This window comes from Rhodococcus sp. NPDC059179 (assembly GCF_042754885.1).
GTDB lineage: Bacteria > Actinomycetota > Actinomycetes > Mycobacteriales > Mycobacteriaceae > Rhodococcus_G.
This window is the reverse complement of sequence record NZ_JBHZBV010000013.1, coordinates 1-24,154: the sequence shown is the minus strand read 5'-3', so window position 1 is coordinate 24,154 and position 24,154 is coordinate 1. Positions and strand designations below refer to the sequence as shown.

Genomic DNA, 24,154 nt, shown 5'->3' with positions numbered 1-24,154 from the left:
GGCGCCCGCCCGGTCAGGGGGTGGCGAGCAGGACGTCCGCGTCGAAGCAGGTGTGCGTGCCGGTGTGGCAGGCCGCGCCCTCCTGGTCCACGATCAGCAGCACGCTGTCTCCGTCGCAGTCGAGCCGCACCTCGTGCACGTACTGGGTGTGCCCGGAGGTCTCGCCCTTCACCCAGTACTGCTGCCGAGACCGCGAGTAGTAGGTCCCCTTGCGGGTTTCGAGGGTGCGCGCGAGCGCCTCGTCATCCATCCACGCGACCATCAAGACCGCACCGGTGGCGCGTTCCTGGGCAACCGCGCTGAACAGTCCGGCATCGTTTCGCTTCAGCCGGGCGGCAATCGCGAGATCAAGACTCATCGGACCACGATACCTTCGGCCCGCATGGCGTCCTTGACCTGAGGAATCTCCAGGTCGCCGAAGTGGAAGACGCTGGCGGCGAGCACCGCGTCCGCGCCCGCCCGCACGGCGGGCGCGAAGTCCCCCACCGCGCCCGCGCCGCCGCTGGCGATCACCGGCACGTGCACCGCGGCCCGCGCGGCCCGGATCATCGGCAGGTCGAAGCCCGCCTTGGTGCCGTCCGCGTCCATCGAGTTCAGCAGGATCTCCCCCACCCCGAGCTCGGCGCCGCGCAGCGCCCACTCGATCGCGTCGATCCCGGTGCCGCGCCTGCCACCGTGCGTGGTGACCTCCCAGCCGGACGGCGTGTCCGGCTGCCCCTCGGGCACGGTCCGCGCGTCCACCGACAGCACGATGCACTGCGACCCGAACCGCTCGCTCAGCTCGCGCAGCAGCTCCGGGCGCGCTATCGCGGCGGTGTTGACGCTGACCTTGTCCGCGCCCGCCCGCAGCAGCCGGTCGACGTCCGCCTCGGTGCGCACGCCGCCGCCGACCGTGAGCGGGATGAACACCTGCTCGGCCGTCCGGGTCACCACGTCGATCATGGTGCCGCGATCGGAGGTGGACGCGGTCACGTCGAGGAAGGTCAGCTCGTCTGCGCCCTGCGCGTCGTACAGCGCCGCCAACTCGACGGGATCGCCCGCGTCGCGCAGGTTCTCGAAGTTCACGCCCTTCACGACACGGCCCGCGTCCACGTCCAGACACGGGATGACCCGAACCGCCACCGTCATTGCGTCAGCCTTCCTGCCGGTAGCCCAGGGTCCCGGTCCAGGAAGTCACCCGGATCGCCCAGAGCCACAAGAATATTCAACAACTCGTCGTGCACCCCGGGCGCCGCGGCGAGCACCGAGGTCGAACCGATGTGCCAGGGGTCGCCTGCCAGGTCGGTGACCACCCCGCCCGCGGCCCGCACGAGGGCGACGCCAGGCGCGTTGTCCCAGGGGTTGTGGCCGAACACCACCGCAGCGCCGAGGGCGCCTGCCGCGGTGAAAGCCAGGTCGGCGCCGGTGCTGCCGTGCATCCGCAGCCGCCTGCTCACCCGGCTCACCTCGCCGAGCGCCCGCACCCGGTACCGACCGGGGATCCGTCCCCGGCCGTCGAGGTTGAACGCGCCGAAGCCGACGAGCGAATCGGACAGCGACGCACTCGCCAGCGGCGGCAGCGCCTCCCCGTTGCACAGCACCGGGCCGTCGACCGCCGCCGCGTAGCGCCGACCCATCGCGGGCAGCCAGGTCAGGCCGAGCACCGGGACACCGTCGTCGAGCAGGGCCAGCAACATCCCCGCCGTGGGCAGGCCGGACGAGTAGTTCAGCGTGCCGTCGATCGGGTCGAGCACCCAGACCGCGCCAGAGGACAGGTCAGGACCGCCGAATTCCTCGCCGTGCACTTCGATCCCGGTCCGCTCGGTCAGTTCCGCGCTGAGCCGTCGTTCCAGCTCGAGGTCGACCTCGGTGGCGAAGTCCCTGGGGCCCTTGCTCACCGCGCTCGGCGCACCGATGCCCTCGAGGAAACGTTCCTGCGCCGCGTCCAGCAGGCCGCTCGCGATGGCGAGCAGCTCGTGCGGGTCGCGGGGCAGGCTCATCGGCGGCGCTATCGCGAAACCGCGGCGAGCGCCTCGGGGAGCGTGAACCGCCCGGCGTACAACGCCTTTCCAACGATGGAGCCCTCCACGCCCTGGCCGACGAGGCCGGCGATCGCGACGAGATCGTCGATGCTGGAGACACCGCCGGAGGCCACGACCGGCGCCTTCGTGGCGGCACACACCTGGCTGAGCAGGTCCAGGTTCGGACCGGTCAGGGTGCCGTCCTTGCCGACGTCGGTGACCACGTAGCGCGAGCAGCCGTCACGGTCGAGGCGCTCGAGCGTCTCGAACAGGTCGCCGCCCTCGGTGACCCAGCCGCGGCCACGCAGCTGGTAGCGGCCGTCGACGTTGCGGACATCGAGTCCGACCGCGATCCGGTCGCCGTACTCGCCGATGGCGCGGGCACACCACTCGGGATTCTCGATGGCGGCGGTGCCGAGGTTGACCCGCGCGCAGCCGGTGGCCAGCGCGGCGCGCAACGACTCGTCGTCGCGGATGCCTCCGGACAGTTCGACCTTCACATCGAGTTCTCCGACCACGCCCGCGAGCATCTCGCGGTTGGAGCCGCGACCGAAGGCGGCGTCCAGGTCGACCAGGTGCACCCAGTCGGCACCGTCGTTCTGCCAGGCGAGGGCTGCGTCCCGGGGGGATCCGTAGCTCGTCTCGCTACCGGCCTCTCCCTGAACGAGGCGAACAGCTTCACCATTGGCGACATCTACAGCAGGCAAAAGGACCAGGCTCACTGCGCCAACCATAGTGCGTCAGCGCGCGCGGTCGGTGTCCGGGTCGCCCTCGTCACGGTCCAGGGCGCGCCGGGTCATCCGGGTGGAGACCAGGCCCATCGCGGCGATCGCGCCCGCGACCCCGACGAGGACGATGACCAGCCCGAGCGCGGGGCCCGGTTTCAGGACCGCCAACGCCACGGTGGCCAGCGCGAGCACGGCCGCGGCGGCGCCGAGCGAGAACAGCGCCAGCCGCCCCATCGAGAGGCCCCGCCGCTGCCCGGTCACAGGGAGCGGACCCAGTTCTCCAGCAGCGCGGCACCCGCGTCACCGGACTTCTCCGGATGGAACTGGGTGGCCGAGAGCGGTCCGTTCTCCACCGCGGCGAGGAACGGTCCGCCGTGGTCGGCCCAGGTGAGCTTGGCGGGGGCGATCAGGTCCGACTCGGCGAGCTCCCATTTCTGGACTCCATAGGAGTGCACGAAGTAGAAGCGGGTGTCCGCGTCGATGCCGGCGAACAGCACGCTGTCCGCCGGGGCCTGGAGGGTGTTCCAGCCCATGTGCGGGAGCACCTCGGCCGCCAGCTTCTCGACGGTTCCCGGCCACTCACCGCAGCCGTCCGCCTCCACGCCGTGCTCGACGCCGCGTTCGAACATGATCTGCATGCCGACGCAGATGCCGAGGACCGGCCTGCCGCCTGCGAGTCGCTGGCCGATGATGCGTTCCCCGCGGACCGCGCGCAGGCCCTCCATGCAGGCGGCGAAGGCGCCGACGCCGGGGACCACCAGGCCGTCCGCGGCCAGGGCCGCCTTCGGGTCGGAGGTCACCTCGACGTCCGCGCCGACGCGCGCCAGGGCTCGCTGAGCGGAGTGCAGGTTGCCGGAGCCGTAGTCGAGGAGGGCGACGGAGGTCATGCGGCAACTCTATCGGGCCGGGCCCACGCCACCGGAATCACCAGCGCGATCGCCGCGGCGGCGACCGCGAACACCCAGGTGTACCCCGCGCGATCGGCGACCACCCCGAGCGCAAGCGCGCCGATCCCGGTTCCCGCGTCGTAGCTGATGTTCCATGCCGCACTCGCCGCGCCGAGCCGGGACGGCCCTGCGCCCGTGAACAGTCCGACCAGCGCCTCGTTCTGGCAGGCCCCGAACCCGATCCCGAACGCCACCGCGCCCGCCATCAGCAACCCGACCCGGCCGTCGCCGATCACCCCCGCCGCGAACAGTCCGGCACCGAGCGTCGCGAAGACGAGCGCGGGCACCATGGCCCTGCCGTGCCCGATCCGGTCGGCCAACGCGCCCGCGCCGTACCGCCCGACCAGAATCGCCGCACTGACCACGGCCAGCGCCACCCCGACGACCGCGGCCAGGTCCTCCACCGCGATCGGGAGCAGGCTCGTGATCCCGCCGTACGCCGACGCCACCACCACCATCGCCAAACACGGCACCAGCAGCAGCCGCAGCGACAGCCGTCCCCGCGGACCCGCTCCCCCCGGCCGCGGGATCGACGGCAACGCGGCGATCGAGACGATCGACAGCAACGGCACGAGTGCCCCGAGCACGAACACCAGCGAGGACTGCCCGCGGCCGAACAACGCCAAACCCAATGGCAGGGCGACCATCTGGGCCAGCGAGATGGCGATGCCCTGGGCACCGGTCGCCCGGCCGAGTATCTCCTTCGGGGCCAGCTCCCCGACCAGCGCGCTGCCTGCCACCGTCACCAGTCCGAAGCCGATCCCCCGCACCGCCGAGATGACGAGCGCGGGAACGGCTTCGGTGGAGAGCAGGAACGCCAGCGCGGGCAGGCCGAGCAGCAGGCAGCCAACCGCGAGCACCCATCGGTACCCCCAGACCCGCAGGAGGGTCGGCGTGCACAGCTGGGTGGCGACGGTGGTCGCCATGAAGATCGCGGTGCTCGCACCCGCCAGCGCGCCCGAACCGCCCGCCTGCGAGATCGCCAGCGGGACCACCGGCAGCAGCAACGACCAGCCGCCGAACGTGGTCGCGCCCATGACGAACGCCACCGGCAGCCCTCGGGTACGCCAGAGTCCGCCGGGTGCCGCCGCCCCGGAGGCCACGTCCATCAGATCAGCCGCAAGACCCCGCCCGCGGCCGCGATGATCGCCAGCGCGAGCAGCACGCCGGAGGCGAACTTGTTGACGGTCCACATCGAGTACGCGCCACCGAGCGCGAATCCGGCCGCGATGAACAGGATGTAGATCAGCGCATCACCCATGGTCTACAGCGCACCCTTGGTCGACGGCACACCGGTGACCCGCGGGTCCGGCTCGACCGCCTCGCGCAGCGCGCGGGCGACGGCCTTGAACTCCGCCTCGGTGATGTGGTGCTGGTCGCGGCCGTAGAGCACCCGCACGTGCAGCGCGATCCGGGCATTCGACGCGATCGACTCGAACACGTGCCGGTTGATCACGGTCGCGTACGGGACCCCCGGGTAGCCGCCGATGACGGCGTGCAGCATGTGCTCGGGTTCCCCGGTGTGCACGCAGTACGGGCGGCCGGAGACGTCGACGGAGGCGTGCGCAAGGGTCTCGTCCATCGGGATGAACGCGTCGCCGAAGCGGCGGATGCCCCGCTTGTCGCCGAGCGCCTGACCGAGCGCCTGTCCCAGCACGATCGAGGTGTCCTCGACGGTGTGGTGGGCCTCGATTTCGATGTCGCCCTCGGCCTTGACCGTCAGGTCGAAGCTGGCGTGGCTGCCGAGCGCCGTCAGCATGTGGTCGAAGAACGGCACGCCGGTGGAGATGTCGACGATGCCGGTGCCGTCGAGGTTCAGCTCGACGGCGATACTCGATTCCTTGGTGGTGCGCTCGACCTTCGCGATCCGCCCGGTCATCGTGTCTCCTCAGTGAATTCCGTTGTGACAAGTTCCGTTGCGACCAGCTTCTTGCTGACCCGCAACAGCTCGTCGTTCTCCGCGGCCAGGCCAATGGTCGCACGCAGGTAGCCCTCGATCCCGACATCCCGGATCAGCACGCCCTCGTCGAGGTAGCGCCGCCAGGTGGCGGCCGCGTTGGTGAAGTGGCCGAACAGCAGGAAGTTCGCGTCCGACTCGATCACCAGGAAGCCCATCGCCGCGAGCTCCCCCGACACCCGGTCGCGCTGCGCCGCGAGCTCGGCGACGCTGGCCAGGGTCTCGTCCGCGTGCCGAAGGGCCGCCCTCGCCGCGGCCTGGGTGATCACCGACAGGTGGTACGGAAGCCGCACCAGCAGAAGCGCTTCCACCACCGCCGGTGACGCCGCCAGATACCCGAGCCTGCCGCCCGCGAACGCGAAGGCCTTGCTCATGGTGCGGGTGACGACCAGCTTGGTCGGGAACTCGTCGATCAGCGTGATCGCGCTCGGCGCCGACGAGAACTCCCCATACGCCTCGTCCACGATCACGATGCCAGGCGCGACGGACAGCAGCAGGCGCAGGTCCGCCAGCGGAACGCTGTGTCCCGTCGGGTTGTTCGGGCTGGTGACGAACAGGACGTCGGGTCGGTGCTGCGCGATCTGCGCGACGGCGGTGTCGATGTCCAGCGAGAAATCGGCGCGCCGGAACACCGGCACCCAGCGAGTCTCGGTGCCGTCCGAGATGATCGGGTGCATCGAGTAGGACGGCACGAACCCCATCGCGCTGCGACCCGGACCGCCGAACGCCTGGAGCAGCTGCTGCAGGATCTCGTTGGAGCCGTTGGCCGCCCACACGTTGTCGACGCTGAGCGTTACCCCGGTCTGACCGGAGAGGTAGCCGGCCAGGTCGGCGCGCAGCGCTGTCGCGTCGCGGTCGGGATACCGGTGCAGCTCCTCGGCGGCCACCCGCACCGACTCGGCGACGTCGTCGATGAGTGCCTTGGTCGGCGGGTGCGGGTTCTCGTTGGTGTTCAGCTGCACGGGCACCGTCAACTGGGGGGCGCCGTAGGGGGACTTTCCGCGCAGGTTCTCCCGGATGGGTAGCTCGTCGATGCTCGCGGCGGCGCCCGGGACCCCGCTCACTTCAAACCCTCGAAGCGAAGCCGCACGGCCTCGCCGTGCGCGGGCAGGTCCTCGGCGTTCGCGAGGGCGATCACGTGCCCGGAGACGTCCTTGAGGGCGGCCTCCGAGTAGTCGACGACGTGGATGCCGCGCAGGAAGGTCTGCACGCTCAACCCTGACGAGTGCCGCGCGCAGCCGGCGGTCGGCAGCACGTGGTTCGAGCCCGCGCAGTAGTCGCCGAGGCTGACCGGCGACCACGCGCCGACGAAGATCGCGCCTGCCGAGCGGACCTCGGCCGCCACCGCGGCCGCGTTCTCGGTCTGGATCTCGAGGTGCTCGGCCGCGTAGGCGTTGACCACGCGCAGGCCGTCCTCGACGGAGGAGACCAGCACGGTGCCGGACTGGCTGCCCGCCAGCGCCGTCGCCACCCGCTCGCGGTGCTTGGTGAGCTCGAGCTGTGCGGTCAGCGCGTCGTCCACCGCGTCCGCGAGCTCGACCGACGTGGTCACCAGGACCGACGCCGCCATCACGTCGTGCTCGGCCTGGCTGATCAGGTCGGCGGCCACGTGCACCGGGTCGGCGGTGTGGTCGGCGAGGATCGCGATCTCGGTGGGTCCGGCCTCGGCGTCGATGCCGACCAGGCCTCGGCACAGCCGCTTGGCGGCGGTGACGTAGATGTTGCCGGGTCCGGTGATCAGGTCGACGGGGGCCAGCTCCGCACCGTCGGTGTCGGTGCCACCGTAGGTGAGCAGGGCGATGCCCTGGCCGCCGCCGACCGCCCACACCTCCTCGACTCCGAGCAGCTCGGCGGCCGCGAGGATCGTCGGGTGCGGCAGGCCCCCGAACGCGGCCTGCGGCGGCGACGCCACCACGAGCGACTCGACGCCCGCGGCCTGCGCGGGCACGACGTTCATCACGACCGAGGACGGGTAGACGGCGTTGCCGCCGGGCACGTAGAGCCCGACGCGGTCCACCGGCACCCAGCGTTCGGTGACCGTGCCGCCCGGCACCACCTGCGTGGTGCTGTCGGTGCGGCGCTGGTCGGCGTGCACGAGCCTGGTCCGCTCGATCGCCACCTCGAGCGCCGCGCGCACGGCCGGATCGAGCTCGGCCAACGCCTTGGTCAGCTCGCCGCGTGGCACCTTGACCTGGGCGGGCCGGACGCCGTCGAACTTCTCGCCGAACTCGAGGGCCGCCTCGGCGCCGCGGTCGCGGACGGCTTCGACCATCGGGCGCACCTGATGCAGCACCGCGTCCACATCCACTCCACCTCGGGGCAGCGCGGCCCGAAGTTCGGCCGTGGTGGGGGTTCGACCGCGGAGATCCACGCGGGCGAGCTCGGTGCGGGCAGGCATGAGGGTCCCTTCTTCAGAAATGGGGGTGTACTACTGATTATCCAGGATAGGTCCACGCGGTTTCCGCTGGCCGTCGCGACCGCTTGTTTCGTACATGCGCAGCGCAACGACGAGCCCCGACAGCGCGGTGACGACGGCGACGATCCCGACGGCGGCCCGCACGCCCCACGCGTCCGCGGTGAGCCCCCCGAGGAGTGCTCCCGCGGCGAACCCGCCGTCGCGCCACAGCCGATAGACGCCGACCGCCCGCGCCCGCCATGCCGGGTGCGCGACATCGCCGATCGCGGCGAGCAGGGTCGGATACACCATCGCGGTTCCCGCGCCGCACAACACCGCGGCGATCGCCCACAGCGCAAAGGTGCCCGAGAGAGCGATCATCGCGAGGCCGACCGCCTGGGTGAACATCCCTGCGGTGATGAGATGTTTGCGTCCCCACCGGTCCGACAGCGGTCCGGTGATCAGCTGCCCGAATCCCCAGACACCCAGGATCAGCGAGGCCAGGACCCCGATGCCGCTGACGGGTATCCCCTTGGTGGCAAACAGAATCGGGAACAGACCCCACGCGACGCCGTCGTTGAGGTTGTTGACCATGCCTGCCTGACTGGCCGACGACAGCGCCGGCTCCCGCAGACTGGTGTAGGCGAAGATCTGCCCGTTTGTCAGGTCCGCGTGCAGGTGGTCGTGCCTGCCGTCTCGGCGGGGGGTGTGGGTCCGCGCCTCCAGCCGGGCATGCTCCCTGGTCTCGCGAACGAACACGGTGGAGAGCCCGAGCCCGAGGGCGACATAGGTCAGACCGAGCAGGAACGGGGCTGGCCGCAATCCGTACCGGGCCGCCAGGTAGCCGGTGGCCAGGGCGGTTGCCGCGGCGGCGACGTACCCGGCCGCCTCGTTGAGTCCCATCGCCAGGCCCCGCCGCCGCGGGCCCGCGAGGTCGATCTTCATGATCACGGTGGTGGACCAGGTCAGGCCCTGGTTGATGCCGAGCAGCATGTTCGCCGCCACCACCCAGCCCCAGTTCGGCGCCCAGATCAGCATCAGCGGCACGGGGATCGCGATGAGCCATCCGGCCAGCAGCACCGGTTTGCGGCCGAACCGGTCCGACCAGGTGCCTGCGAAGTAGTTGGCGGCGGCCTTGGTCACGCCGAACGCCAGGATGAAGGTCAAGACGGCCGTGTAGGCGGCCAGCCGGAACTCGCGCTCGGCGAGCAGGGGCAGCACCGTCCGCTCCTGACCGAGCACGCCTCCGACCAGGGCGTTCACCGCGACCAGCAGGCTGAACTGGGCGAGGTTCGCGCGCAGTCCCAACCGCAACGGCTTGGCAGGCGTCGCGGTCGTCACGGTCCGGCGTCCAACCGCCGTCCGGTCGCGCGCTCCCAGGCGGCCGCGCCGCCCTGCAGTACGGACACTCGGTGGTGCCCGGCTCGCTCGAGCACGCTGGCGGCCTCCATCGCCCGCTCGCCGTGCGCGCACATCACCACCATCGGCCCCCGCGGCAGCGCGTCCGCGTGGATCGCGAGGTCGCCGAGCTCGATGTGCAGGGCTCCCGGCAGGTGCCCGGCGACGTACTCGGCCTGCTGACGTACGTCCAGCACGCGACCCGGGCCGACCTGATCCGGACCCACAAGCGGGGTGCTCGCGACAGCGTGGCCTGCCGCCGTCCACGCGGCCAGTCCCCCGGTGAGCTCGCCGATCACGTTGTCGTAGCCGATCTTCGCGGCCTGCGAGGCGACCTCGGCCGGATCCTGGTCGGCGTTCCGGATGACGATCAGCGGCCGGTCGCGCGGGGCGAGCCACCCGAGCCAGGTGACGAACGCAGGCCGCAGCGCGATCGACAGCGCACCGGGGACATGCGCGGCGGCGAAGTCGACGATCGGCCGCACATCGATCACGGTCGCGCCCTCCGCGAGCTGGCGGCGCACCGCGTCGACGTCTTTCGGCGGCAGCTGCGGGGGCCGCTCGAGCAGCGCGGGACCACGACGGTTGAGCTCGCCGAGCCGGAGGAAGTACGACGGGAAGGTGCCGAGCGATCCCAGCAGGGCGTCGACGAACGCGTCCTCGTCCGGGGCCGCGAGCAGTGGATTGGTGGCCAGTTCCCGACCGATGGTTGTGGTCCGCTCCGCGCCAGGCGGCGCCGAGCAGAACGAGCCAGCACCGTGGGTCGGCCAGACCGCGAGATCGGTTGGGAGCGCTGCCAGCCGGTGCAGCGACGCGTATTGCTCGCGGGCCAGCGCCTCGGTTTGCTCCGGGGAGATCAGGTCGGTGCGGGCGGCGGCGCCGACCAGCAGCGAACCACCGGTGAACACGCCCACCTCCTGCTGCCCGTCGAGCAACAGGAACGACAGGTGCTCGCGCGTGTGCCCGGGTGTCGCCAGCGCTCGCAGCCGCAGCCCGCCGAGGTCTACCTCGTCCCCCTCCCGAAGCCCGGTGTGGGCGAACTCGCGGTTGCCTGCGGCGGAGGCGAGCACCCGGGTGCCCTCCGTCGCCGACAGCTGACGCGCGCCGGAGAGGAAGTCGGCGTGCAGGTGGGTGTCGGCGGCGAAGCCGACCGTCAAACCCCGTTTCCGCGCAACGCGATACACCTCACGCAGGTCCCGGCTGACGTCGACGACCAGCGCCCGACCGTCGCCCAGGTCCACGAGGTAGGCGGAATTTCCGAGCCCCTCGTCGACCAGCGGAATGAGATCGACGGCCGCCATCACGCCGACCCTGCGCCCGGACTCCCGCCGCCTGCGAGCACACCGGGCAGGGCAAGCAGCGCGCCGACGACGAAGACCGCGGTCGCCAGGTAGATCGGGCCGAGGTGTCCGAGGGTGTCGAAATGGTTCGGATAGTGCGCGGGCAGCGCCACCGCGAGGCCGAGAACCGGCACCACGACCGCGGTCACCCAGGCCCACAGCTGCCCCGTCCGCACACCGAACCAGGCGAGCGCCACGACCGCGATCCCCGCGGCGGCGATGAAGCCCGACACCGCGATGTGCAGGTGCGAGACATACTCGGCCAAGGACGGACTGAACGCCTCGATCTCGCCTCGACCCACGCTCACCTCGGCCGGACCGATCCCGAGCTCGAGGAACGAATCGGAGAAGTTGCGGACCAGAAAGACGACCGCGTAGCCGATGAAGGCGAGCCCGGCGATCGCCATCAGCGCTGAACCGATGCGCAACCTCGAGAGCGCCGAATCGGGAGTTGTCTTGGTTGTGGACATGATGCCCTCCAAATAAATCAAGTACTCGCTTGAATTATTGAACTCCTGCGATATCCTGTCAAGAGACAGCACTGAGGAGGATTGACCGTGACCGACCATCGCGACGCGAAGGACGCGCTGTACGACGGGTTCGCCGTCGTGGCCAGGGCGCTCGGCAGCGGGCGTCGGGCCGAGATCGTCGACGTGCTCGCCCAGGGTGAGCGGTCCGTCGAGGAGGTCGCCCTTGAGATCGGGCAGAGTGTCGCGAACACCTCGCAGCACCTGCGCCACCTCGCTCGATCCGGGCTGGCGCGGTCCCGACGGGACGGCAACCGCGTGGTCTACTCGGTGGCCGGACCCCGGGTTGCCGAACTGTGGATGGCGCTGCGCGATGTCGCGGTCGATCACGTCGCCGAGGTCCGCGGCCTGGCCGAGGCGTATCTCGGGGACCGGACGGAGCTCGAACAGATCACGCGTGACGAGCTGGCCACGCGACTGCGCGCCGGGGACGTCGTGGTGCTCGACGTTCGGCCCGAGGCCGAGTTTCGCGCCGGCCACATCCGCGGCGCGCGGTCGATCCCGCTGGCAGAACTGCGGCAGCGGCTGCACGAGGTGCCCCGGGACGTCGGCGTCGTCGCCTACTGCCGCGGGCCCTATTGCGCCTACGCAGACGAGGCGGTGCACTTGATGAATCGGCAGGGCATCCGGGCCGCGCGCCTGGAGGACGGCCTTCCCGAATGGAAGCGCGCCGGTCTCGCCGTCGACCCGGTGTGAGTGTCGGACAGGAGCGATCATGAACGACAATCCGCGAGCCCTCGCCGAACGCACGCCCCCGATCCCCTCCGGCGAGGGCCTGGAGCGATTCGCCGGGTACGGGGTCATGGGGGCGCCGTTCGCCAGCGGCCACTACCTTGCGCTGCGGCACTTTCCCGCCAGCTCCATCGGCGCAGGATACGACGCGGTGTGGCATCGGGACCCGGCCGGCCGGTGGGTCATCTTCAGCAGCAACGAGCCCGAGAACAGCTGCGCCCGATACTTCGGCTCGGCGCTCGACGATGCCCGGCCCGCGGACATCGCGGTGACGTGGACCGGCCCCGGCGCCCTCACGGTGACGGTCGACAAGAAGATCGAGTGGGATCTCGAGCTCGGCAGCTCACCGGCCACCGCGGCGATGACACGGCTCGGCGGGCTGATGCCTGCCGCGTGGTGGCGTAGCAACGCGGTACTGAAACTCATGTCCCCGGTCGCGGGCCGCGCCCTTGGCGTCGGGCGGGTGCGACTGACCGGCTCGGCCTCGAACGGCCAACGGTTCCGTGCCAACCCACGCATGCTGTGGACCGTGACAGAAAGCCGGGCAACGGTCGACGGCGTCGACATCGGCCCGCCCGGCCCCCTCGCCTCGCAGGCGCGGCTGGGCGACTTCTGGCTGCCGCAACGCGGAATGTTCGTCATCGGTGAGGCCTACTTCGAGCCCTGACCGCGACGATCACCGCCACCACCACCGCACACAGCACGGGCACCCAGTTCCCGACGCGGTCGTAGACGGTGTCCTCCCCCGCTGTCGGCACATCGACGATCAGCGCGCCGCTCTCGTCGGCAGGCATCCAGGCGAGCCTGCTGCCCCGCGCGTCGAATGCCGCGGAGACCCCGGTGAGAGCGGCCGCCACGACCGGGCGTCCTGACTCGGCGGCCCGCAACGCACCGAAGCTCGCCAGCTGCGCGGGCGCCCAGCTGCCCTGGAAGGTGGCCGTCGAGGACTGGTAAACCAGCAGTGCCGCACCGTTTCTCGCCTGTGCTCGGGCCAGGTCCGGGAAGGTCTGTTCGAATGAGATCAGCGGTCCGACGGGCAGTCCCCCGACGTCCATCACCACCAGCCGATCGCCCGGCTCCCTGTTCTGGCCCGCCGCCGCGGTGATCCGGCTGAGCCAGCCGAGCTGATCGCGAAACGGCACGTACTCGCCGAACGGGACCAGCCGGGTCTTCCGGTACTCGGCCGCGATGCCGTTCCGGTCGATCAGGGTCGACGCCTTCGCGATGGCTCCGCGCTCGCCTGCCCGCGCGTCGACGTTCACCAGCAGGTCGGCCCCGACCGACGCCGACAGCGAGGTGAGCCGCTCGAGGACGTCGGGCCGGGCGGTGAGGTCGTAGCCGACGCTGCTCTCCCCCCACACCACGAGGTGCACGGGGCGGTCGAGGCTACGCGTCAACTCTTCCTGCCGAATCAGCAAGTCGTCGTGGACGATTCCCGGTTGCACGAGCGCCACGGACACGACCCCGGACTCGGACGGGCCGGACCGGGTAGCGGTCCAGATCGGACCGGCGGCCACCGCGATCAGCGCCGCCGCCACACCGACGCGTCGCGCGGCGGCAGGGCCGACGATCAGGATCACGACCCCGACGTTCGCCGCGACGACGGCGAAGCCGACCAGCCACACCCCGCCGAGCGAGGCGAGGGTGAGCACGCTCGGGCGGCGCCACTGCGTCGCGCCGAGCAGCGACCAGGGACCGCCGAGCCATTGCCAGGACCGCACCGTCTCGATCAGCACCCAGCCCGCAGGCACCCCGATCACGGCCGCCGCCGCACGGGCAGGCGTCACCGGTGCCCCCATCAACTCCCGCACCAGCACGCCCCACCCGGTCCACAACAATGCGAGCGTGCCGATCGCGAACGGGAAGAAGTAGACCAGGTTCGGCGCCAGCCAGTACTGCGTGCCTGCCAGGAATCCGACACCGGCCAGCCATCCGCACAGCGCTGCCTCGCGCACCGTCGGCGCCCCGCGCAGCAGGAGCAGGACCGGGACCAGCGCACACCAGGCCACCAGGTCGAGGCTCGGTTCGGGGAAGGCCACCAGCGGCAACGCCCCAGCGATCAAGGCGGCGCCGCGGGCCGGCCACCGCGAGCGCACCGCTCAGACGGCGGGCGTGAGCGCAGGAGCTGCCGCGGCGGGAGTGCAGGCCCGGATGAACTCGCCGACCCGCGCGATCGCCCGATCCGCCTCCGGGATGATGCCTGCGGCCGCCTGGAACACGTGGATCTGACGGTCCCAGACCTCCAACGTCACCGGCACTCCCGCAGCCCCGAGTCTCTGGGCCATCAGTTCCGCGTCCGGGTAGAGGATCTCGGTCGAGCCCACGTGGATCAGCACCGGCGGCAGGCCGGCCAGCGCGCCGTCCACGGGCGAGACCCGCGACGCCGGGTCGGTCTTCGCCGCCGCCAGCCTGGCGAGCGACACGAGCACGGACCGCGGAATCAGCGGGCAACCGTCCGCGCCCGGGTGCGCCAGCTTGGCCGCCGGGTTCATGTCGGTCAGCGGCGAGAGCGCGACGAGTCCGGCGGGCCGCGGCAGGCCCAGCTCGGCGAGCGCGATGGCCGTCGCGAAGGTCAGGTAGCCGCCTGCCGAGTCGCCTGCGATGACGATCCGCTTCCCCTCGAAACCCTGCTCGAGCAGCCACCGGTACCCGGCCACACCGTCCGCGATCGCCGAGTCGATCGGATGCTTGGGCAGCATGCGGTAGTCGACGGACAACACGGCGGCCCCCGCGGACGCGGAGATGTGCGAGACGAGGCCTCGGTGGGTGTTCAGCCCGCAGGTGAGGAAGCCGCCGCCGTGCAGGTACAGCACCACCGCGTCGCGCATCGCGTCGCGGGCCTGCAGCCATTCGGCGTCGCAGTGCGCGAGCCGAACCCGACGTCGGCCCACCCCCCTGGCAGGCGGGACAACCCGGGCAGCGAGGTCGAGCGCACCGGCAGGCCAGAGCGGGCTCGGCCAGCGGGCCCACAGCTCCAGCGCGGGCTTGACGGTCATCCGCACCGACTCGGCCAGGATCCGGGACCGGAGACTGGCACCGGGAATGAAACGCGGCTCGGCGGCGGCCGCGATCCGTGGGGAACGCGTCGATCGTGCCCGGCGGACGGACCGCCCCGACGGCGAGGTATCCGCTGTCATCTGAGCTCCCGGCGTGTGTGCCAAATCAACCACTGCCGAAAGTCAAGGGCAGTCGAATCATGGTACGTGATGCAGAACACATTTACGAGGATGTAACAAATGCGAGACGCAGGTCAGACGGTGTGGCAGCGGCGCACACACGGGATTACCGTTGAGTTGAGGGCTCGGCCGCGAAGTGGCTATGCGAGCGGCCGGGCCCCCTTCGAGCGCTGATCGTGGGAGTCGAGATGACCACATTGGGCCTGCTGGCACTGGTGGTAGGCGTCCTCCTGATCGTGGTCGAGGCGCACACCCCGACCGCGGGGGCCCTCGGCGTCGCGGGCACCCTGTTGGCCACGGCGGGAGTCTGGATGCTGTTCACCTCCGACGGCGCCGGGCCGCTGATCGCGGTTCCGGTGACGGTGGGCGTCGCCGTCGTCGGGCTCGGCGTGATCGCGCTGGCCGGCCGGAAGGTGCTGGTTGCCCGGAGGCTGCCCGTCCACAGCGGACCCGAATCCCTGATCGGTTCGGACGCCGTCGTCCGGAACTGGACCGGATCGCACGGTCAGGTGGAGACGGCGGGTGGGCTCTGGCGGGCCAAGATGGAGTTCGGGTACGAGCAGGATCCGGAGCCGGCCGAGGGTGAGTCCGTCGTCGTCGAACGGATCCGCGGGCTCACCCTGACCGTGCGCCACCGCGAACCGTGGGAGTGGTCGCCGTGACCGTCATCCTCGTCCTGCTCGTCATCGTCGTGCTGATGGTGCTGGTGCTGCCCGGCGCCTCGGTCCGGATCCTGCGCGAGTACGAGCGCGGCGTGGTGTTCCGATTGGGCCGCGTCCTCGAATCCAAGGGGCCGGGATTGGTGCTGCTGATCCCGGCGGTCGACCGGATGGTCCGCGTCAGCCTGCGCACGGTCACGCTCAAGATCCCGGTCCAGGAGGTGATCACCCGCGACAACGTGCCCGCGAAGGTCACCGCCGTCGCATACTTCCGGGTGATCGACGCGGACCGTGCGATCGTCGAGGTGGAGGACTTCCTGCTCGCGACGTTGCAGATCGCCCAGACGACACTGCGCTCGATCCTCGGCAAGGCCGAGCTCGACGCGCTGCTCGCCGAAAGGGAACGGCTGAACGAGGACCTGCAGAAGGTGATCGACCAGCAGACCGAACCGTGGGGCGTCAAGGTCACCACGGTCGAGATCAAGGACGTCGAGATCCCCGAGAACATGCAGCGGGCCATCGCGCGGCAGGCGGAGGCCGAGCGGGAGCGCCGCGCCAAGATCATCAACGCCGAGGGCGAGTTCCAGGCCGCGGAGAAGCTGGCCATGGCCGCCGACATCATCAGCCGCAACCCGACCACCCTGCAGTTGCGGTACCTGCAGACGCTGCGCGAGATCGGCAGCGAGAACAACTCCACCGTCATCTTCCCGTTGCCCGTCGACCTGATCCGCCCGTTCCTCGAGGCGGGGCAGCGGGCGGGAGCCTCCGAGAACGCTCCGGCCGACGGCCCAGCGCCGACCGCGGAGGCGCCCGCCCTCGATCAACCCAACGGGGTGCGGAAGCCGGTCGCCGGCTAGCGCGAATCCGCCACTCCTCGTGCTCGGCTGCCCTACCCTGCTGGCGTGACCCGAACCCTGCGCGCCCTGGCGACCGTCCTCGTCCTCGCGGCCACTCCACTCCTGGCTGGACAGACCGCGCACGCCGAGCCGGCCGGCCTCGGCGCCGGCTTCGAATGGGGGGTTGCCACCTCCGGCTTCCAGTCCGAGGGCACGCCGCCGGACAGCAACTGGTCCCGCTACGTTTCGACGGGCAAGACCCATGACCCGTACGGTTCCGGGCCGGACTTCCGGCATCGCTATCGCGAGGACATCGCGTACGCCGCGGCCCTTGGCGTCGACGTGTTCCGTTTCTCCGTCGAGTGGGCGCGCGTGCAACCCACCCCGGACGGCTGGGACGAGGCCGAGTTCGCCTACTACGACGACGTGGTCAGGGAGATACGCGGGCACGGCATGAAGCCGATGATCACCCTCGACCACTGGGTGTACCCGGGCTGGATCGCCGACCGTGGCGGCTGGGCAGACACCGACACCCCGGCGCGCTGGCTGATCAACGCCGAGCGGGTGGTCAGCCGCTACGCCGACGCGGGCGCCGACTGGATCACCTTCAACGAGCCGACCGTGTTCGTGCAGAAGGAACTGACCTTCGGCGGCATCGCGATCGTCGCGGCCCCGCAGATGCTGGACCGCATGGCGCAGGCGCACCGCAGCATCTACGACACCATCCACCGACTCGACCCCGGCGCCCGCGTCTCGAGCAACGTCTCCTACATCCCGGCCGCGATGGGAGCGGTGGACTCGGCGTTCGCCGACCGGGTTCGCGACAAGCTCGACTTCCTCGGCCTCGACTACTACTACGGCGTCTCACTCGACAACCTGACCGCCGCGAACGCGGTGACCGACGCCTTCTACGACATCAGGCCGCAGCCGGACGGGATCTATCACGCCGCGATGTACTACGCGCGCAAATACCCGGAGCTGCCGATCTACGTGGTGGAGAACGGAATGCCAACCGACGACGGCGCCCCGAGGCCCGACGGGTACACCCGCTCGGACCACCTGCGCGACCACGTCTACTGGCTCACCCGTGCAAAGGCCGACGGCGCCGACGTGATCGGCTACAACTACTGGTCCATCACCGACAACTACGAGTGGGGCACCTACCGGCCGCGGTTCGGCCTCTACACCGTCGACACGCTGACCAACCCGACGCTGACCCGCAGGCCCACCGACGGCGTCGCGGCGTACCGGGACCTGATCGCAGCAGGCGGGGTGCCCGCCGACTACGAGCCGGTGATGAAGCCCGCGTTCTGCTCGCTGGTCAGCCCGCCGCAGAGCTGCCTGAACCCGCCTGCTTCCGGATCGGCGGGGTCCGGCGGTTAGGCGTACCGCCGCTGCAGACGCTCGAGGGTCGCCGAGATGCCCTTCGCGTTCTTCTGCGGAAACTTGCTGAGCTCCAAGCCCTTCGCCATCTTCGAGCTGGAGTAGTCGAACACCTCGGTCACCTGGGTCTGCGGTACCGGCGCATCGGCCGACGACACCTCGGCGAACTCCCAGCGCCACCGGTGCCCGAACGGGTGCCGCCATTCGATCACCCGGCCGTCCTCGAACGCGGTGACGGTGCTGGTGATGCGGTAGGGAAAGCCGAACATCCGCATCGACATCGAGAACTTGGCGCCCCGGTCGAGTCGGTCCGGTCCGGTGACGGCGGCCTGCACGGTTCCCGATCCGTCCAACTCGTGATGTCGTCTCGGGTCGGCGACCAGGCCGAACAGTTCATTCGCGGGGGCATTGACCAGGACGCGGCGGGCCACCTTGCGGGGTCCCAGGTCGACGGGCTCGACTGCGAGTGCGGGCATGGCCACAAGATACGCGGGATAGCGCCCCTCCTATGCTTCACCTGCGGGCGTGCGCATCGCGTGTCGCCCGCTGGGTGTACCGGTGAAGGTGGAGTTCTCATGGCATGGCAGGTGTGGTTCGCGTTCTTCGGCGCCGCGTGGGTGATCAGCCTGTCCCCCGGCGCGGGCGCGATCGCGTCGATGTCCACCGGCCTCAGCCACGGCCTGCGCCGCGGCTACTGGAACATCCTTGGCCTGCAGATCGGGCTGCTGCTGCAGGTGGTGATCGTGGCCGCCGGGGTCGGCGCACTCCTCGCGAGCTCCGCGCTTGCGTTCACCGTGATCAAGTGGTTCGGCGTCGCCTACCTGGTCTACCTCGGGATCCGGCAGTGGCGGGCCGCGCCCACCGAGGTGTCCGCCGATACCGATGCCCGCCGCCACTCCGCGGCAGGCCTGGTGGCCCGCGGGTTCCTGGTCAACGCCAGCAACCCGAAGGCCGTGGTCTTCATGCTGGCCGTGCTGCCTCAGTTCCTCGACCCGGCCGCGCCACTGGTCCCGCAGTACGCGATCATCGCCGCGACCATGATCGCCGTGGACGTCATGGTGATGACCGGCTACACCGGGCTGGCCGCGAGGGTGCTGCGGATGATGCGCTCGCCGAAGCAGCAGCGCGTCACCGGCCGGGTGTTCTCCGGCCTGTTCTTTGCCGCGGCGGCGTTCCTGTCACTGGTACGGCGGGGCGCTACGGCCGCATAGGTGCGGCTCAGCCCTGCGGTTGACCGATATTGACCATCCAGGCGATGCCGAACCGGTCCGTGCACATGCCGAACTCGTCGCCCCACATCTGCTTCTCCAGCGGGACCGACACCGAGCCACCGTCGGACAGCTTCGTCCAGTAGCCGCGTAGTTCGTCGGCGTCGTCGCCGCTCAGGCTCACCGCGAAGTTGTCCCCGGGGTTGTACTCCACCCCTGGCGGGGTGTCGGCTCCCATCAGCGTGTATCCACCGGTGGTCTCCAACATGCCGTGCATGATCAGGTTGGCTTCCGGCGCGTCCGGGGCGCCGAATTCGCCGAAGGTGCTCAGGTTCAAGGTGCCCCCGAACACGTCCTGGTAAAACTCCATTGCCTGCCTCGCGTTGTCGGCGAAGCTGAGATAGGGGTTGAGACGAGAGCTCATCGGATGCTCCTTTGTCCGCGACCACTGTCCGGTCCTAGCAGACTAACCCTCGAGCCGCGTCACATGTCCAGGCCGAGGTCCAGCACGGTCACCGAATGGGTCAGGGCACCGACGGCGAGGTAGTCCACGCCGGTCCCCGCATAGTCGGCCGCGACGTCGAGGGTGAGTCCGCCGGAGGACTCCAGCTTGGTCTGCGGCGCCACCGCGTTGCGCCGCTGCACGGCGGTCTGCGTCTCCCAGAGCGCGAAGTTGTCCAGCAGCACCAGCTCGACGTTCTCGGCCAGCACCTGGTCCAGCTGGGCCAGGCTGTCCACCTCGACCTCGCACTCGATGTCCGGGGCCGCCGCCCGCACCGCGTTCAGCGCGGCGACCACCGAGCCGGCCGCCGCGACGTGGTTGTCCTTGATCAGCGCGGCGTCGCCCAGGCCCATCCGATGGTTGACGCCGCCGCCCATCCGGACCGCGTACTTCTGCAGCGCCCGCAGCCCCGGGAGGGTCTTGCGGCTGTCGCGGATCCGGCAGTCGGTGCCCCGTACCTCGTCCACCCAGGCCGCGGTCGCGGTCGCGATCCCGGACAGGTGGCAGATCAGGTTGAGCATGGTCCGCTCCGCGGTGAGCAGGTCCCTGGTCGGGGCCAGCACGCTCAGCACGGACTCCCCCTGGTGCACGGCGGCGCCGTCCTCGACCCGTCCGAGCACCTCGTAGTTGCCCGCGCCGACGACCTCGTCGAGCACCAGCAACCCCACGTCGAGCCCCGCGACGGTGCCGGCCGCCCGGGAGACCACCGAGGCCTTGGCCACCGCCCCCGCGGGCACCGTCGCGACCGAGGTGATGTCGGGCCCGTACCGCAGGTCCTCGTCCAAGGCCACCCGCACCAACGTGAGGATCTCGTCGCGGTCCAGGCCGTCGGCCAGCGTGGTCATCGTGCTCCTGTCGGGATCAGATCGGCGACGGCGAGGGTGCCGTCGGGAGTGCGGCGCACGTGCAGCGGGCGCCGCCAGGTGTCGTCGGTCTCGGGGTGGTCGCTGCGAGTGTGGCAGCCGCGACTCTCGGTCCGCGCCCGTGCCGCCAGCACCAGGGCCGACGCCGTCACGGCCAGCGCCGCGTCCTCGAGACCCGCCGCGTCGGCCGGGACGAGTGCCACGGAGTCGGCGAGTTCGATTGCCGCCGTCGACAATCCGGCCCCGTCCCGGACGACGGAGGCGTGCGAGGTCATCAGCGCCTGCACCCGGTCGCGGGCGACGTACGGCAGCGGCCGGAGCTCCGCGGAGCCGACCTCCACCCGCGTCCCGGCCCGCTCGGCGGCCGCGACGCCCGCCCGCTCGCCGACCACCAGGCCCTCGAGCAGGCTGTTGGAGGCGAGCCGGTTTGCGCCGTGCAGTCCGGTGCGCGCGACCTCGCCCGCCGCGTAGAGCCCGGGCACCGCGGTGCGCCCGTGCACGTCGGTGACGACGCCGCCGCACGCGTAGTGCGCCGCCGGGGCCACCGGGATGAGCTGGTGCGCGGGGTCGATCCCCGCCGCCAGGCAGGACGCGGTCACCGTCGGGAACCGCTCGGCGAACCCGGTCAGGTGGCGCGCGTCGAGGTACACGTGGTCGGTGCCGAGGCGGCGGATCCGGTCCGCGATGGCCCGCGACACCACGTCCCGCGGGGCCAGGTCGCCCATCGGGTGTACGCCCGCCGTCACCGAATCACCGTTTCCGTCCACCAGGATCGCGCCCTCGCCGCGCACGGCCTCGCTGATCAATGGCCGACGGCCGACGCCGCCGGGGCTGAACAGCACGGTCGGGTGGAACTGCACGAACTCGAGGTCGGCGACCGCCGCGCCCGCGTCCAGGGCGAGCGCGAGACCGTCCGCGGTGGCGCCGGGCGGGTTGGTGCTGCACGAGTACAGCTGCCCGAGACCACCGGTGGCCAGCAGCACCGACGGCGTGTGGATGACCCCGAGGCCCTGGTCGGAGAGCACCAGCAGTCCGACAACGCCGCGCACGTCGGTGACGACCCGCGCGGCCGACGCCCCGAACAGAACCGGCAGGCCCGCGGCGTTCAGCGCCCGCTGCACCTCGGCGCCGGTGGCGTCGCCGCCCGCGTGGATGATCCGGCGGGTGCTGTGGCCGCCCTCGCGGGTCCGCGAGACCGCGCCGTCGCGTCCCCGGTCGAAGACCGCCCCGAGGTCGGCGAGCGCGGCGACCGCGTCGTTGCCGCCCGCGACGATCGAACGCACCGCGTCCTCGTCGCACAGCCCGGCGCCCGCCGCGCAGGTGTCCGCGACGTGCGCGGCGACGTCGAAGCCCGAGCTCACGGCGATGCCGCCCTGCGCGTACATCGTCGCGGTGTCGGTCGGGCCGCCCTTGCTGACGGTGAGCACCTTCAGTCCGCGCCGCGAGGCGGTGCGGGCCGCGGTCAGTCCCGCGACGCCGCCGCCGACCACCACCAGGTCGGCGGCGGCCTCCCAGGCGACGCCCCCGAGTGCGGCGGTCATTACTCGCCGCCGCCAGGCGTGCCGATCTCGATCATCCGCTGCACCGACTTGCGGGCCCGCTCGGCGGTGGCCAGGTCGACGTGCACCTCGTCCTTGCCCTCGATCAGGCAGCGCAGCAGCGCGGCGGGGGTGATCATCTTCATGTACGGGCAGGATGCGCGGTCGTTGACGGCCTGGAAGTCGATCTCGGGCGCGGCCTTGCGGAGCTGGTGCAGCATGCCCACCTCGGTCGCGACCAGCACCTGCCTCGCGTTGCTTGCCCGGGCGGCGTCGAGCATGCCGCCGGTGGACAGGATCTTCACTTTGTCCTCGGGCACGAAACCCTCGCCCGCCAGGTACAGCGCCGAGGTGGCGCAGCCGCACTCCGGGTGCACGTACAGCTCGGCGTCGGGGTGCGCCTTGGCCTGTGCCGTCAGCTCGTCGCCGTTGATGCCGGCGTGCACGTGGCACTCGCCCGCCCAGATCTGCATGTTCGTCCGGCCGGTCACCCGCTTCACGTGGGCGCCGAGGAACTGGTCCGGCAGGAACAGCACCTCGCGGTCGGGGTCGATCGAGTTCACGACGTCGACCGCGTTGGAGGAGGTGCAGCAGATGTCGGTCAGGCCCTTCACCTCGGCGGTGGTGTTCACGTAGGACACCACCACCGCGTCCGGGTAGTCGGCCTTCCACGCGCGCAGGTCGTCAGCGGTGATCGAGTCGGCCAGCGAGCAGCCTGCCCGCTCGTCGGGGATCAGCACGGTCTTGCTGGGGCTGAGGATCTTGGCGGTCTCGGCCATGAAGTGCACGCCGCAGAACACGATGGTGTCCTCGGGCGCTTCCGCGGCGATCCTGGACAGCGCCAGCGAGTCGCCGACGTGATCGGCAACGTCCTGGATCGCGGGTAGCTGGTAGTTGTGCGCGAGCAGCGTCGCGCCGCGTTCCTTGGCGAGGCGTCGCACCTCGGCAGCCCACTCCGGAGTGGCCTCCACGCCCGTGTAACCGCCGGGTGCGTCCGTGATCGAACCCGCACCTGCCCACAACGTCGATGTCATGGCCTTGCTCCTTCACCGTCGATCCGGTCGGTCTGCGCCGGATCTGCCATCCGATTCCTCAGGCTGAGGGTTTCGCCTTTCGGGGTTTTCGACTTAGGATCGAAAACATGCCTCATCCTAGCACCGTCCACGAAGTGCTCACCGCGGTCTTCCAGGTTCGCGACGTCGACGGCCACCCCGAGCTGGCGGTACTGCTGTGGCAGCGCGCCCTCGACCCGCAGAAAGGCACCTGGTCGCTGCCCGGCGGCCAGCTCGGTGACGACGAGGACCTGATCACCTCCGCGCGGCGCCAGCTCGCCGAGAAGGTCGACGTGCGAGAGGTGGCGCACCTCGAGCAACTCTCGGTGTTCAGCGATCCCGCCCGGGTCCCCGGCGACCGCAGGATCGCGTCGACCTTCCTCGGGCTGATTCCCCTGCCGTCGGACCCGCACCTGCCCCCCGACACCGCCTGGCACCCGGTCTCCGCCCTGCCCGCGATGTCGTTCGATCACGGTGTCGTGGTCGAGCACGCGCACACCCGGCTGGCGGCCAAGCTGTCCTACACCAACATCGCCTTCGCGCTTGCGCCTGCCGAGTTCGCCATGTCGACACTGCGCGAGATCTATTGCGCCGCACTCGGATATCAGGTCGACGCGACCAACCTGCAGCGGGTCCTCGGGCGCCGCGGCGTGCTCACGCCCACCGGCACCACCGCACCGTCCGGCAAGGCAGGCGGACGGCCGCCAGCGCTGTACCGGTTCGCGCAGTCGCGGCTGCGGGTCACAGACGAGTTCGCGGCACTGCGACCGCCGAGTTAGGCGTCGAGCCGACTGTGCACCTGCTGGGGCATCGGCCCTCGCAGATTCATATGGTCAGAGCAACAACTGATCATGAGGGGGTCGGCCGGTGGGATTGGCGCGTAATCGGAAGTTGTTTCGGCTCGTGTGTCGGG

Annotated in this window: 28 protein-coding genes; 7 read left to right on the top strand and 21 right to left on the bottom strand. The window is 70.8% G+C overall.

Annotation, left to right across the window (positions count from 1 at the left end):
* Positions 1 to 13: 13 nt before the first annotated feature.
* From hisI to ACFXMV_RS19835, 14 genes are read right to left on the bottom strand one after another with little or no spacing between them, the layout of a single operon-like run.
* The gene (hisI, locus tag ACFXMV_RS19900) at positions 14 to 358 is read right to left on the bottom strand and encodes a phosphoribosyl-AMP cyclohydrolase (protein WP_378500001.1); all 345 of its coding nucleotides are present in this window, start codon (positions 356 to 358) and stop codon (positions 14 to 16) included.
* On the bottom strand, positions 355 to 1,128 hold the full coding sequence (gene hisF, locus ACFXMV_RS19895) for an imidazole glycerol phosphate synthase subunit HisF (RefSeq protein ID WP_378500000.1): 774 nt from the start codon (positions 1,126 to 1,128) through the stop codon (positions 355 to 357). The genes hisI and hisF overlap by 4 nt, the downstream gene beginning before the upstream one ends.
* Complete coding sequence (locus tag ACFXMV_RS19890; protein WP_378503465.1) at positions 1,125 to 1,979, bottom strand: inositol monophosphatase family protein; 855 nt, start codon at positions 1,977 to 1,979, stop codon at positions 1,125 to 1,127. Before ACFXMV_RS19890 ends, hisF begins: the two co-directional genes overlap by 4 nt.
* An 8-nt stretch (positions 1,980 to 1,987) precedes the next feature.
* Positions 1,988 to 2,722 carry a bifunctional 1-(5-phosphoribosyl)-5-((5-phosphoribosylamino)methylideneamino)imidazole-4-carboxamide isomerase/phosphoribosylanthranilate isomerase PriA gene (gene priA / locus ACFXMV_RS19885; protein ID WP_378503464.1) on the bottom strand — a complete coding sequence of 245 codons (735 nt, stop codon included), beginning with the start codon at positions 2,720 to 2,722 and terminating at the stop codon, positions 1,988 to 1,990.
* Positions 2,723 to 2,740: 18 nt separating this feature from the next.
* Positions 2,741 to 2,962 carry a hypothetical protein gene (locus tag ACFXMV_RS19880; protein WP_378499558.1) on the bottom strand — a complete coding sequence of 74 codons (222 nt, stop codon included), beginning with the start codon at positions 2,960 to 2,962 and terminating at the stop codon, positions 2,741 to 2,743.
* 23 nt (positions 2,963 to 2,985) lie between these two features.
* On the bottom strand, positions 2,986 to 3,615 hold the full coding sequence (gene hisH, locus ACFXMV_RS19875) for an imidazole glycerol phosphate synthase subunit HisH (RefSeq protein WP_378499556.1): 630 nt from the start codon (positions 3,613 to 3,615) through the stop codon (positions 2,986 to 2,988).
* Positions 3,612 to 4,784, bottom strand: a complete 1,173-nt coding sequence (locus tag ACFXMV_RS19870) for an MFS transporter (RefSeq protein ID WP_378499555.1) — start codon at positions 4,782 to 4,784, stop codon at positions 3,612 to 3,614. Before ACFXMV_RS19870 ends, hisH begins: the two co-directional genes overlap by 4 nt.
* Complete coding sequence (locus ACFXMV_RS19865) at positions 4,784 to 4,936, bottom strand: hypothetical protein (RefSeq protein ID WP_378499554.1); 153 nt, start codon at positions 4,934 to 4,936, stop codon at positions 4,784 to 4,786. The genes ACFXMV_RS19870 and ACFXMV_RS19865 overlap by 1 nt, the downstream gene beginning before the upstream one ends.
* 3 nt (positions 4,937 to 4,939) lie before the next feature.
* On the bottom strand, positions 4,940 to 5,554 hold the full coding sequence (hisB, locus tag ACFXMV_RS19860; RefSeq protein ID WP_378499553.1) for an imidazoleglycerol-phosphate dehydratase HisB: 615 nt from the start codon (positions 5,552 to 5,554) through the stop codon (positions 4,940 to 4,942).
* Positions 5,551 to 6,696, bottom strand: a complete 1,146-nt coding sequence (locus ACFXMV_RS19855) for a histidinol-phosphate transaminase (RefSeq protein ID WP_378499552.1) — start codon at positions 6,694 to 6,696, stop codon at positions 5,551 to 5,553. The genes hisB and ACFXMV_RS19855 overlap by 4 nt, the downstream gene beginning before the upstream one ends.
* Positions 6,693 to 8,030, bottom strand: coding sequence for a histidinol dehydrogenase (gene hisD / locus ACFXMV_RS19850; RefSeq protein WP_378499551.1), 1,338 nt, complete (start codon positions 8,028 to 8,030; stop codon positions 6,693 to 6,695). Before hisD ends, ACFXMV_RS19855 begins: the two co-directional genes overlap by 4 nt.
* 30 nt (positions 8,031 to 8,060) lie before the next feature.
* On the bottom strand, positions 8,061 to 9,368 hold the full coding sequence (locus tag ACFXMV_RS19845) for an MFS transporter (protein ID WP_378499550.1): 1,308 nt from the start codon (positions 9,366 to 9,368) through the stop codon (positions 8,061 to 8,063).
* On the bottom strand, positions 9,365 to 10,726 hold the full coding sequence (locus ACFXMV_RS19840) for a rhodanese-like domain-containing protein (protein WP_378499549.1): 1,362 nt from the start codon (positions 10,724 to 10,726) through the stop codon (positions 9,365 to 9,367). The genes ACFXMV_RS19845 and ACFXMV_RS19840 overlap by 4 nt, the downstream gene beginning before the upstream one ends.
* Complete coding sequence (locus tag ACFXMV_RS19835) at positions 10,726 to 11,235, bottom strand: hypothetical protein (protein WP_378499548.1); 510 nt, start codon at positions 11,233 to 11,235, stop codon at positions 10,726 to 10,728. The genes ACFXMV_RS19840 and ACFXMV_RS19835 overlap by 1 nt, the downstream gene beginning before the upstream one ends.
* Before the next feature lie 87 nt (positions 11,236 to 11,322).
* Between ACFXMV_RS19835 and ACFXMV_RS19830 the strand changes: the two genes are divergently transcribed.
* Positions 11,323 to 11,988: an ArsR/SmtB family transcription factor gene (locus ACFXMV_RS19830; protein WP_378499547.1), complete on the top strand. Its 666-nt coding sequence runs from the start codon at positions 11,323 to 11,325 to the stop codon at positions 11,986 to 11,988.
* Positions 11,989 to 12,007: 19 nt separating this feature from the next.
* Complete coding sequence (locus ACFXMV_RS19825) at positions 12,008 to 12,691, top strand: hypothetical protein (protein ID WP_378499546.1); 684 nt, start codon at positions 12,008 to 12,010, stop codon at positions 12,689 to 12,691.
* On the opposite strand, the gene lnt is transcribed toward ACFXMV_RS19825, so the two are convergent.
* Positions 12,663 to 14,120 (bottom strand): apolipoprotein N-acyltransferase, encoded by a 1,458-nt coding sequence (lnt, locus tag ACFXMV_RS19820; RefSeq protein WP_378503463.1) that lies wholly within the window; start codon positions 14,118 to 14,120, stop codon positions 12,663 to 12,665. The two genes, ACFXMV_RS19825 and lnt, sit on opposite strands and share 29 nt — an antisense overlap.
* Positions 14,121 to 14,123: 3 nt before the next feature.
* A complete protein-coding gene (locus tag ACFXMV_RS19815) occupies positions 14,124 to 15,161 on the bottom strand; it encodes an alpha/beta hydrolase (RefSeq protein ID WP_378500497.1) in 1,038 nt (345 codons plus the stop codon).
* A 227-nt stretch (positions 15,162 to 15,388) separates the two neighbouring features.
* Here ACFXMV_RS19815 and ACFXMV_RS19810 point away from each other — a divergent pair, with 227 nt between their 5' ends.
* The 3 genes from ACFXMV_RS19810 to ACFXMV_RS19800 are packed head-to-tail and all read left to right on the top strand — an operon-like array spanning position 15,389 to position 18,078.
* Positions 15,389 to 15,862 (top strand): NfeD family protein, encoded by a 474-nt coding sequence (locus ACFXMV_RS19810; protein ID WP_378500498.1) that lies wholly within the window; start codon positions 15,389 to 15,391, stop codon positions 15,860 to 15,862.
* Complete coding sequence (locus tag ACFXMV_RS19805) at positions 15,859 to 16,716, top strand: slipin family protein (protein WP_378500499.1); 858 nt, start codon at positions 15,859 to 15,861, stop codon at positions 16,714 to 16,716. Before ACFXMV_RS19810 ends, ACFXMV_RS19805 begins: the two co-directional genes overlap by 4 nt.
* 45 nt (positions 16,717 to 16,761) lie before the next feature.
* Entirely contained in the window at positions 16,762 to 18,078 is a 1,317-nt protein-coding gene (locus tag ACFXMV_RS19800; protein WP_378500500.1) for a glycoside hydrolase family 1 protein, read from the top strand.
* On the opposite strand, the gene ACFXMV_RS19795 is transcribed toward ACFXMV_RS19800, so the two are convergent.
* Positions 18,075 to 18,554, bottom strand: coding sequence for an SRPBCC family protein (locus tag ACFXMV_RS19795; protein ID WP_378500501.1), 480 nt, complete (start codon positions 18,552 to 18,554; stop codon positions 18,075 to 18,077). The two genes, ACFXMV_RS19800 and ACFXMV_RS19795, sit on opposite strands and share 4 nt — an antisense overlap.
* Positions 18,555 to 18,653: 99 nt before the next feature.
* On the opposite strand from ACFXMV_RS19795, the gene rhtB reads away from it, so the two are divergent.
* Positions 18,654 to 19,289 carry a homoserine/homoserine lactone efflux protein gene (gene rhtB, locus ACFXMV_RS19790; protein ID WP_378500502.1) on the top strand — a complete coding sequence of 212 codons (636 nt, stop codon included), beginning with the start codon at positions 18,654 to 18,656 and terminating at the stop codon, positions 19,287 to 19,289.
* A gap of 7 nt (positions 19,290 to 19,296) precedes the next feature.
* Here the strand turns inward: rhtB and ACFXMV_RS19785 are convergent, their stop codons facing one another.
* Genes ACFXMV_RS19785 through nadA form a run of 4 tightly spaced genes read right to left on the bottom strand, consistent with a single transcriptional unit; the run spans position 19,297 to position 23,223 of the window.
* Complete coding sequence (locus tag ACFXMV_RS19785) at positions 19,297 to 19,710, bottom strand: VOC family protein (protein WP_378500503.1); 414 nt, start codon at positions 19,708 to 19,710, stop codon at positions 19,297 to 19,299.
* A 59-nt stretch (positions 19,711 to 19,769) separates the two neighbouring features.
* The gene (gene nadC / locus ACFXMV_RS19780; RefSeq protein WP_378500504.1) at positions 19,770 to 20,633 is read right to left on the bottom strand and encodes a carboxylating nicotinate-nucleotide diphosphorylase; all 864 of its coding nucleotides are present in this window, start codon (positions 20,631 to 20,633) and stop codon (positions 19,770 to 19,772) included.
* Entirely contained in the window at positions 20,630 to 22,192 is a 1,563-nt protein-coding gene (locus ACFXMV_RS19775) for an L-aspartate oxidase (RefSeq protein ID WP_378503462.1), read from the bottom strand. Before ACFXMV_RS19775 ends, nadC begins: the two co-directional genes overlap by 4 nt.
* The gene (gene nadA, locus ACFXMV_RS19770; protein WP_378502287.1) at positions 22,192 to 23,223 is read right to left on the bottom strand and encodes a quinolinate synthase NadA; all 1,032 of its coding nucleotides are present in this window, start codon (positions 23,221 to 23,223) and stop codon (positions 22,192 to 22,194) included. The genes ACFXMV_RS19775 and nadA overlap by 1 nt, the downstream gene beginning before the upstream one ends.
* Positions 23,224 to 23,330: 107 nt before the next feature.
* Here nadA and ACFXMV_RS19765 point away from each other — a divergent pair, with 107 nt between their 5' ends.
* The gene (locus ACFXMV_RS19765; protein WP_378502288.1) at positions 23,331 to 24,020 is read left to right on the top strand and encodes an NUDIX domain-containing protein; all 690 of its coding nucleotides are present in this window, start codon (positions 23,331 to 23,333) and stop codon (positions 24,018 to 24,020) included.
* Positions 24,021 to 24,154: the final 134 nt, after the last annotated feature.

What these genes read in the sequence shown, in the direction of transcription:
- ACFXMV_RS19785 (WP_378500503.1), bottom strand. Translation starts at nt 19,710, where the DNA reads ATGAGCTCTCGTCTCAACCCCTATCTCAGCTTCGCCGACAACGCGAGG.
- hisF (WP_378500000.1), bottom strand. Translation starts at nt 1,128, where the DNA reads ATGACGGTGGCGGTTCGGGTCATCCCGTGTCTGGACGTGGACGCGGGC.
- hisB (WP_378499553.1), bottom strand. Translation starts at nt 5,554, where the DNA reads ATGACCGGGCGGATCGCGAAGGTCGAGCGCACCACCAAGGAATCGAGT.
- ACFXMV_RS19810 (WP_378500498.1), top strand. Translation starts at nt 15,389, where the DNA reads ATGACCACATTGGGCCTGCTGGCACTGGTGGTAGGCGTCCTCCTGATC.
- ACFXMV_RS19765 (WP_378502288.1), top strand. Translation starts at nt 23,331, where the DNA reads ATGCCTCATCCTAGCACCGTCCACGAAGTGCTCACCGCGGTCTTCCAG.
- hisI (WP_378500001.1), bottom strand. Translation starts at nt 358, where the DNA reads ATGAGTCTTGATCTCGCGATTGCCGCCCGGCTGAAGCGAAACGATGCC.
- rhtB (WP_378500502.1), top strand. Translation starts at nt 18,654, where the DNA reads ATGGCATGGCAGGTGTGGTTCGCGTTCTTCGGCGCCGCGTGGGTGATC.
- ACFXMV_RS19815 (WP_378500497.1), bottom strand. Translation starts at nt 15,161, where the DNA reads ATGACAGCGGATACCTCGCCGTCGGGGCGGTCCGTCCGCCGGGCACGA.
- nadC (WP_378500504.1), bottom strand. Translation starts at nt 20,633, where the DNA reads ATGACCACGCTGGCCGACGGCCTGGACCGCGACGAGATCCTCACGTTG.
- ACFXMV_RS19890 (WP_378503465.1), bottom strand. Translation starts at nt 1,979, where the DNA reads ATGAGCCTGCCCCGCGACCCGCACGAGCTGCTCGCCATCGCGAGCGGC.
- ACFXMV_RS19880 (WP_378499558.1), bottom strand. Translation starts at nt 2,962, where the DNA reads ATGGGGCGGCTGGCGCTGTTCTCGCTCGGCGCCGCCGCGGCCGTGCTC.
- hisH (WP_378499556.1), bottom strand. Translation starts at nt 3,615, where the DNA reads ATGACCTCCGTCGCCCTCCTCGACTACGGCTCCGGCAACCTGCACTCC.
- ACFXMV_RS19865 (WP_378499554.1), bottom strand. Translation starts at nt 4,936, where the DNA reads ATGGGTGATGCGCTGATCTACATCCTGTTCATCGCGGCCGGATTCGCG.
- ACFXMV_RS19795 (WP_378500501.1), bottom strand. Translation starts at nt 18,554, where the DNA reads ATGCCCGCACTCGCAGTCGAGCCCGTCGACCTGGGACCCCGCAAGGTG.
- nadA (WP_378502287.1), bottom strand. Translation starts at nt 23,223, where the DNA reads ATGACATCGACGTTGTGGGCAGGTGCGGGTTCGATCACGGACGCACCC.
- ACFXMV_RS19835 (WP_378499548.1), bottom strand. Translation starts at nt 11,235, where the DNA reads ATGTCCACAACCAAGACAACTCCCGATTCGGCGCTCTCGAGGTTGCGC.
- ACFXMV_RS19840 (WP_378499549.1), bottom strand. Translation starts at nt 10,726, where the DNA reads ATGGCGGCCGTCGATCTCATTCCGCTGGTCGACGAGGGGCTCGGAAAT.
- ACFXMV_RS19870 (WP_378499555.1), bottom strand. Translation starts at nt 4,784, where the DNA reads ATGGACGTGGCCTCCGGGGCGGCGGCACCCGGCGGACTCTGGCGTACC.
- ACFXMV_RS19825 (WP_378499546.1), top strand. Translation starts at nt 12,008, where the DNA reads ATGAACGACAATCCGCGAGCCCTCGCCGAACGCACGCCCCCGATCCCC.
- ACFXMV_RS19775 (WP_378503462.1), bottom strand. Translation starts at nt 22,192, where the DNA reads ATGACCGCCGCACTCGGGGGCGTCGCCTGGGAGGCCGCCGCCGACCTG.
- hisD (WP_378499551.1), bottom strand. Translation starts at nt 8,030, where the DNA reads ATGCCTGCCCGCACCGAGCTCGCCCGCGTGGATCTCCGCGGTCGAACC.